This is a genomic window from Candidatus Symbiothrix dinenymphae (assembly GCF_001431085.1).
Genome location: NZ_BBRU01000290.1, coordinates 1 through 8094, shown reverse-complemented (window position 1 = coordinate 8094; position 8094 = coordinate 1). Strand labels below are relative to the sequence as shown.

At 45.0% G+C, this 8094-nt stretch carries 6 protein-coding genes and 1 pseudogene; 2 read left to right on the top strand and 5 right to left on the bottom strand.

Annotated elements, in window-relative coordinates; translation table 11 throughout:
- Positions 1–5: 5 nt before the first annotated feature.
- A complete protein-coding gene (locus ASC50_RS03700; protein ID WP_056928725.1) occupies positions 6–1739 on the bottom strand; it encodes an AAA family ATPase in 1734 nt (577 codons plus the stop codon).
- A gap of 227 nt (positions 1740–1966) precedes the next feature.
- Between ASC50_RS03700 and ASC50_RS03695 the strand changes: the two genes are divergently transcribed.
- Complete coding sequence (locus ASC50_RS03695) at positions 1967–2452, top strand: outer membrane beta-barrel protein (protein ID WP_158648381.1); 486 nt, start codon at positions 1967–1969, stop codon at positions 2450–2452.
- A 640-nt stretch (positions 2453–3092) separates the two neighbouring features.
- On the opposite strand, the gene hisG is transcribed toward ASC50_RS03695, so the two are convergent.
- The 3 genes and pseudogenes from hisG to ASC50_RS03680 form a co-directional block, all read right to left on the bottom strand.
- Entirely contained in the window at positions 3093–3944 is an 852-nt protein-coding gene (gene hisG / locus ASC50_RS03690) for an ATP phosphoribosyltransferase (protein ID WP_055432970.1), read from the bottom strand.
- 145 nt (positions 3945–4089) lie between these two features.
- Positions 4090–5643: pseudogene (locus ASC50_RS03685) on the bottom strand (Rne/Rng family ribonuclease); the annotation flags it as partial.
- Between the two features lie 172 nt (positions 5644–5815).
- Entirely contained in the window at positions 5816–6115 is a 300-nt protein-coding gene (locus ASC50_RS03680) for an HU family DNA-binding protein (RefSeq protein WP_055432969.1), read from the bottom strand.
- Positions 6116–6349: 234 nt separating this feature from the next.
- On the opposite strand from ASC50_RS03680, the gene ASC50_RS03675 reads away from it, so the two are divergent.
- Positions 6350–7666: an ATP-binding protein gene (locus tag ASC50_RS03675; protein ID WP_055432967.1), complete on the top strand. Its 1317-nt coding sequence runs from the start codon at positions 6350–6352 to the stop codon at positions 7664–7666.
- Between the two features lie 21 nt (positions 7667–7687).
- On the opposite strand, the gene ASC50_RS03670 is transcribed toward ASC50_RS03675, so the two are convergent.
- The coding region (locus ASC50_RS03670; RefSeq protein WP_193391200.1) for a chorismate-binding protein at positions 7688–8094 on the bottom strand (407 nt) is incomplete at its 5' end.

The following is an 8094-nucleotide window of genomic DNA, read 5'->3' as shown; positions in this document are numbered from 1 at the left end:
CTGATTCAGACAGCCAGCTCTGTCATCTCATATTTGTCTTTCCCGATGAATATCCCCGACAGGTAGCGCACATCTGTGCGACCGGCGAACTGATGCGACCGGCGGTATTTCTCTAATTGCTCGCGGGCTTTGTCGCGTGCGGTTTGTAAAGCCGTGTCGCGCCGCAACCCTGCCTTTTTGACATATTTGATTTCCCACACCCATTCGTGAGGAATTTCGGGGAAGAGATGGCTGCGTTGTAGCCAAACGTCTGTGTATCCTTGCGTTACCTCCAATTCTGTGATGGGAACAAACATTTTGCTTTGGAACAAAGTGCCCAAAAGGATGATTTTTATTTGCTTCTCATCGAAACGTTCAAGGTCGCGATTCGACAGACGAATGAGAATGTTCCGGCTGACATAATCAACGAACGGAACAGGATTGCCACGGTAAGCCAACTCCCTGACGGCTAATCTCAATTGGGTAAAATCAATCAACACATCCTCGTTTCTGTCCTTGATGAGCCGTAGGATGTAGTCCCAATAAATCGTCCGTATGGAATAGTTGGGTATTTTCAGGCGTAGAAGCCCCTCTTCCTGCCGGTCGATAGTGAGCAAACCCATGTAAAACAAGAGAGAAACAAAATACTCGTTGTCGTGCAATTGGTCGATGGAAAATTTGGGAATAATTTCCGATACGATGCCGTTATTTTGGATTATCTCCATCAGTTGCGTACTGTTTTGTTCGTTCATTATCAACGACCTCAATCGTCCGTAGTCCGTTTTCAGGTTCTCATCAACGATATTTTCGGGCACTTTCCCGCTTCTTAATATTTGATTAAAAAAATAGAGCATCATCGAAGGATTATATACCCGATGTTCTCCGTCTTTGTGGAACAGATACCCGTTGTAGAACAGCTCCATATCCACATTAATCAGCGCGGGGTCAACACCCGTTTCAATCATCAGTGCCTTCACCTCATCCGCCGTAAACCCAAGCATTTCGTTATATAAAGGGTCGAGCGACAGGCTGCTGGCGATATTGAACCCGCTGGTCATGTCGTCCAGCATGATGGGTGTGATGCCGGTAATCATGATGCCGTTAATGACCGTTTCAGTACCTTCTTTCAATGTTTCGTAAAAATCGCGCACTATGCCGTTGGCTCTCACCATTTTGCGATAAACATCATCGCCCACAGTTGTTCCCAAAGCCATCAGGTCGTTGGCAAAATGGTCGTACTCGTCAATGATAACATAGATTTTGCGTTTGGCGGATAATGCGGCTCTAAAAGCAACCAACAACTTGCCTGTCAAGGACATTTGCTCCTCACATTCTTTCTTGTATTTTGCTGCATCAGGAATATAGTTGGCATGTTCGTCCAAAAAAGCAAGCAATGATTGTTGTATTTTGCCTATAAACGAAATCTGAAAATCATTTTCGGTGCTTGTGTTCAATCCCGAAAAATTAAATTTCAGCACCAAATAGCTATTTTTCATCGGCGTAGGATGCTTCCCGATGTACAAATCGCCGAACAACTGCTCAAATTTGTCTGCTTCGGCGATGTCGTAATAGTGCGACAGCATCGAAAAAAACAAACTCTTGCCAAACTTGCGCGGGCGGATGAAAAACAGGTTTCTGTTAGGCTCATTTTCCAACAACTCAATGAACCGCGTCTTATCCACATACGCATACCCCCCTGTCCTGACACTCTCAAAATCTGAATTGCCGTAAGGCAACCGCTTACATTTTTTTGCTTCCATACTTTTTTTTGTATTTTGTGGGTACAAAGATAGGCAATTTTATTTTATAAATGTCTGATTCAGGATTTTGTTGCTTAAAAAATAATCCTTACCTTTGCGCCCGAATTAGGATTGGAAAAAGCGTTTAGCTTATTATTTGGGCTTTCTGAAATCTCGACAATTTCAAAAGTTCCCAACAAATAAGAGTGATTGTCCGCATAAGGAACGGACGTAAGAAAAATTTCAAAGTGAAAAAAAAGTTTTTATCGTTACTGCTTGCAGCAGTATGTGGAGTGAGCGTTAATGCTCAAAAGGGCGAGAAAGCCTTTGGCTTAAACTTTGGGTATGGTACCGGTGAATACTTCGGAAGTTTATCTGTCGGTGCTAAATTTAATTACGGGATTACCGACCACGTCAGAGTGTCGCCATCCTATAATTATTTTTTGGGCGACGGAGTCATGAGTGCTTATGACATCAATGCCGATGTCCACTTTTTGTTTAATGCAACCGACAAACTCGCCATCTATCCATTAGCAGGAGTGGTATTCAGGAATTGGACGGTTAGTGCAGGAGGGGTTTCTGTCTCAGAACCGATTACCGGTATCAGTCTCGGTGCAGGTGCCGATTTTGCTTTAACCGACGTGCTTTCGCTTGGCTTGGAAGCCAAACTGAACATTGCTTCCGAACCATACGAATTGTTTGTGCCTGCTATTCACATATTGTATAAATTTTAAAAATTCTTTTCATAGTTAACCGGGACTCCTGACTACCCCCAATGTGGTCGGGAGTTTTTTTTGCATTGTAAGTTAGGTCTTCGAAACCTGACAGGTTTAACTTTATTTAACGTAGAAATGGGCGGAAACATGGATGTTGCTCAAAAAAAAATCCTTACCTTTGCGCCTGAGTTTGTGTTGCGTAATGAACAGGCACATGTTGACCGGATATTGGCTCGAATGAATGGGCTAAGACGGGAGTGATTAACTTTTTAGTTTATAGGAGATTATGATGACATGACAGTGATAATACGCACATTTTAAGATGAGAAAAAGCGTTTAGCTTATTATTTGGGCTTTCTGAAATCTCGACAATTTCAAAAGTTCCCGAAAAGTAAAGGTGATAACGCTCGCGCCGCTCGGCGAGGGCATTACTCCGTTTATTTGGGAATTTAGGTAGTCGAGAACCTCAGAAAGCAGATAGGAAATTTAAGAGTTTTGTCTGCGCTTTTTTATGTGTGTATGGTGATTGAGAAGGACAAATAGATTGACCAACAACTGACACAAAATAGGGGCAAGCCCTACAAAGCCTCACAGAGTAGGATTTAGTTTAATAATTTAATTGCCCGCATTGGGAAGACGCATGCGGTGTATATCAGTTCTATGGAATCATTTTTTCTATCGGCAACACCAAAATGCCTTCGGCTCCGGCGGCTTTCAACTTGCTGACCACCTCCCAAAAGTGTTTCTCGTCAATCACCGAATGTACCGAACTCCATCCGGCTTGTGCCAGCGGCAGGACAGTGGGGCTGCGCATTCCGGGCAGGATGGCGACGATTTCCGACAATTTGTCGTTGGGGGCGTTCAGGAGCAGGTATTTTTTGTCGGCAGAGTTTTGAATAGTTTCCAGCCGGAAGATTAGTTCGTCCAAAATGGCTTGTTTGTCGTTGCTCAATGCCGTGTTTTTAATCAACACGGCTTCCGACTGCATCACCACTTCCACCTCTCGTAAGTGGTTGGTAATAAGTGTACTACCTGAACTCACGATGTCGAAAATGGCATCTGCCAAACCGATACTTGGTGCAATTTCCACCGAGCCGCTGATGACGTGAATATTTGCTTTGATGGCGTTTTTTCTCAAAAATTCGGACAGAATTTCGGGGTAAGAAGTTGCGATTTTTTTGCCTGCGAACCAATTCAACCCTTGATATTCAGCCTCTTTGGGTACAGCCAACGACAGTCGGCAGTGGCTAAAGCCCAATCGTTTAACGAGTTCTGCATCTTTTTGCTTTTCCACAAACTCGTTTTCGCCCACAATACCCACGTCGGAAGTGCCATCGGCAACAGCCTGCGGAATATCATCATCGCGCAAAAACAGCAATTCCAGCGGAAATGTTTGCGAAGCAACCAGCAAATTGCGCTTGCCGATGGACAATTTAATGCCCGCCTCGGTCAGCAGGCGCATCGTGTCGTCATTGAGACGCCCTTTTGTTTGTACAGCTATTCTTAACATATTCAGTTATCAGTTACCAGTTATCAGTTTCCAGTTATCAGTGACCAGTTCAATTATCAGTTATCTTGGTGTTGGGCTTGTTCACCGTCAGATACTCAGGTAACTGGTAACTGGTAACTGGTAACTGTGCCACTGCCGACAGGCTTTCGTCTTTCATGTCCAATTCAATTTTGTGTTTGTTGAAAAATTTGTATTCCAACACGCCCAGACTTTGGTCGGGGACGACTTTGAAACGGGTGCCAAATTTTATCTGCCACTTCCTTTTCTTGGTGAAAAAGCCTTGGTTGAGGTATGCCGCCACAAACGGATGCACATGCAACTTAAAGTTTGTCACTTTCAGTTGTTTCACCAAATCGCCCACTTTTGCCTCCAAAATGTCTTCAAACAGTATTGACGGTTTGATTTGACCGGTGCCGAAGCATACGGGGCACATCTCCGTGTTGGCAAAATCCAAAATCGGACGCACCCGCTGACGGGTAATCATCATCACGCCAAACCTGTTGAGTGGCAAGATGTTATGCTTTGCACGGTCGTTATCCATCAGCGTGCGCATCGTGTCCAACAATATCTGACGATTTTCCTGCTCGTGCATGTCAATGAAATCCACCGCGATGATGCCGCCCATATCCCGCATACGCAGTTGGCGTGCAATTTCCAGTGCCGCCGCCTGATTCACTTCCACCGCCGTATTCTCCTGTCCCACAGTTCCTTTGCGATTGCCGCTGTTCACATCAATGACGTGCATCGCCTCCGTGTGCTCCACAATCAGATAGGCACCCTTTTTGAGCGTGACCGTTCGCCCGAATCCCGACCTGAGCTGCCGCGTGACGTTGAAATGGTCTAACATGGGCATATTACCCCTGTAATGCTCCACTATGGGGACACGTTCGGGCGCAATCAGGCTCACATAATCGCGAATTTCTTCGTAAATTTCTTTGTCATTGATGTAGATATGCTCGAAAGTGGGGCTGAAAATATCGCGCAACAGAGCCACTGTGCGCCCTGTTTCCTCACAAATCAGTGCGGGTCCCTTCAATTTTTGCACTTTCGACATACTGTCGTTCCAACGTTTGACCAGCCCGCGAAGCTCTGCATCGAGTTCTGCCACGCGCTTTCCTTCAGACGACGTGCGCACGATGACCGAGAAATTTTTCGGTTTGATGCTCTGTATCAACTGTTTCAAGCGCACCCGCTCTTCAGCCGACTTAATTTTGGACGAAACATTCACTTTATCGCCGAACGGCATCGCCACCAGATAGCGACCGGCGTACGAAATTTCGCAGGACACGCGCGGTCCTTTCGTCGAGATAGGCTCTTTCACAATTTGCACCAGCACATCATCGAATTGCTTCAGCACATCCGTCAGACTGCCTTCTTTGGCCACTTCCGGCTCCGCCATAAACTTGCCGAGCGGTGGCAATCGCTTCTTCTCGGTAGCCACCGTCTTCACAAATTTATCTAACCGGTTGAAATTTGTCCCTAAATCCGCATAATGCAGAAACGCCTCTTTCGGATGCCCCACATCAATAAATGCAGCATTCAGTCCCGGCATCAACTTACGAATTTTCCCGAGATAAATATCGCCTACCGCGAATGAAATGTTACGTGCTTCTTTCTGAAACTCAACCAAACGTTCGTCTTCGAGCATCGCTATAGACACCTCAGTCGGTTGAACGTCGATTACTAATTCACTAATCACATGTTCAATTTTTATGTTATACCAACATAATAGGCGCATCTGAGTGCGCCTATTACTTATTTCTTCTTCTTATGACGATTTTTCCTCAGTCTCTTTTTACGCTTGTGCGTGGACATTTTATGTCTCTTCCTTTTTTTACCACTAGGCATAGTTTAATTTTTTAGTTGATGAATTACTTTTTGCCTTTTTTGTCCAACTTGGCTCTCATGTTGTCCGTGAAATACGCAGACGGTTTGAAAGTCGGCACATGGCGTTCCGGCACCATGATAGTTGTGTTGTTTTTGATGTGGCGTGCAGCCTTAGCAGCTCTTTTTTTCACCACAAACGAACCAAAACCGCGCAGGAACACGTTGTCGCCGTTGTTCATTGCCAGCATCACCTGGTTCATAAAACCCTCGACCGATGCTAACACCGTAGCTCGGTCAATCCCAGTCTCTTTCGCAATTGCATTTACAATATTTGCTTTTGTCATAACATTAATTATTTAAATTATTATACTTTAATTGTTTATCTTTTTAAATCGGGCGCAAAGGTACAAAGATTTTTTTTAATAACAAGCATAAATTGCAAATTTTTTTCATTTTTTTTCATTTATCTTTGCTATTCCAAAAATTATACCTACCTTTGTGTCGAAATTTACAAATTTACCCCACCTAAATTTGCGAAATTTTACAAAATTAGTAGCGAAACTCAAAAAAACAGGTATATGAAGCGAAAAATTATTGATGAAATGCTTGAGTGGAAAAAGTCTTACATGCCGCGAATGCCCTTGATTTTACAAGGCGCAAGGCAGGTTGGGAAGACTTACGCATTAAAAGAATTTGGGGCGATGTATTACGACAATGTCGTGTATGCCAACTTTGATTCGGATGTGTCGTTGCAAGGCTATTTTGAGGAGGGCGACTTGAAGCCCGACCGCATTATTGCCGTGCTTGCGGAGTTTTTTGGCGTGGCAATCCATCCCCACACGACACTTATTATTTTCGATGAGGTTCAGGAGTGCCCCCGTGCCCTCACTTCGCTCAAATATTTTGCCGAAAATGCTCCACAGTATGATATTGTAGCTGCCGGGTCGTTGCTCGGTGTTGCTCTGAAACATCAGAAGCCGGATGCGCCGGGCACTTCCTTTCCGGTCGGCAAAGTTTACATCAAGACGATGTATCCGCTTAGTTTTGAGGAATTTCTGTGGGAAAAACAGAAAACGATGCTCGCAACCAAAATTGCAGAACATTTTGCGAATAACAAGAAAATGCCCGTCCTGTTGCATAATGAAGCCCTTGAACTCTATCGCGAATATCTGCTCGTTGGTGGGATGCCGCTTGCCGTGCAAACTTATATTGATAATTCCGCAACGCCAAATTTGACGGATATTCAAAAGTTGCTTTCTGCGTCATACACTGCAGATATGACTAAATATACTGAAAAATCGCAAGGTATTCGGAATATCATGCTCTATAATTCGATTCCGGTTCAGCTCGGAAATAGTGAAAGACCAAGCAATAAGTTTGTTTACAGCGCAATTGAAAAAGGGGCGCGTACGGACACGTTCAAGGATTCGGTCTATTGGCTTAAAACGGCCGGTATTGCTCTCAAATGCACTAAAACAACTCGTGGAGATGTTCCTTCGGCTCAATATGCGGATATGAGTGCGTTCAAATTGTATCTCGCAGATGTGGGGCTGCTTTCGCAATTCCTTAAAGTGACCCGCGAAAATTTGCCTGTCTTCAATCAGATGTACAGAGGTGCCATCACCGAAAACTATATCGCGATGGAGCTGACTCAACGGGGTTACGACCTCTATTTTTGGGAAACAAACAGCAGCAGCGAAGTCGATTTTGTTGTCTCAATCGGTGGCGAAATCATTCCGATTGAGGTGAAAAGCAGCGAAAACAACCGCTCCAAGAGTCTGAACACATTTATTCAGAAATACAAACCGCCCTACGCGATACGGATTTCAGAGAAAAACTTCGGCTTCGAGAATGCCATCAAGAGCGTCCCGCTGTATGCTGCATTTTGTTTGTGAAAAAGATGTCGGTAATGCGCGTTAATTTTTAATTGTTACCGCAATATCCACCGCCGTCTTCAATGCCCCAAGTTTGTTATTCACCTCCTGCAATTCCGATTCATCGTTGGAGCGTGCCGTGATGCCCGCGCCTGCCTGATAGTAGAGCACGTTGTTTTTGCTGATGAAGGAGCGGATGGTGATGGCTTGGTTGAGGTCGCCGTTTAAGCCGATGTAGCCGATGCAGCCGCCGTAGGCACCGCGGTTGTGCGGCTCAATGTCGCGGATGAGTTCCATCGCCCGCATTTTTGGTGCGCCGGAGAGCGTTCCGGCGGGGAAGGGGTCGGCATAAATCTGGATGGTGTTGGTGTCCGGTTGCACTTCGCCCACCACGCGCGACACGAGATGGATGACGTGCGAGGAAAATTGCACTTCCTTGTAGAAATCTA

Coding starts and splice junctions, on each gene's coding strand:
- ASC50_RS03700 (WP_056928725.1), bottom strand. CDS start 1,739: ATGGAAGCAAAAAAATGTAAGCGGTTGCCTTACGGCAATTCAGATTTT.
- hisG (WP_055432970.1), bottom strand. CDS start 3,944: ATGTTAAGAATAGCTGTACAAACAAAAGGGCGTCTCAATGACGACACG.
- ASC50_RS03680 (WP_055432969.1), bottom strand. CDS start 6,115: ATGACAAAAGCAAATATTGTAAATGCAATTGCGAAAGAGACTGGGATT.
- ASC50_RS03675 (WP_055432967.1), top strand. CDS start 6,350: ATGAAGCGAAAAATTATTGATGAAATGCTTGAGTGGAAAAAGTCTTAC.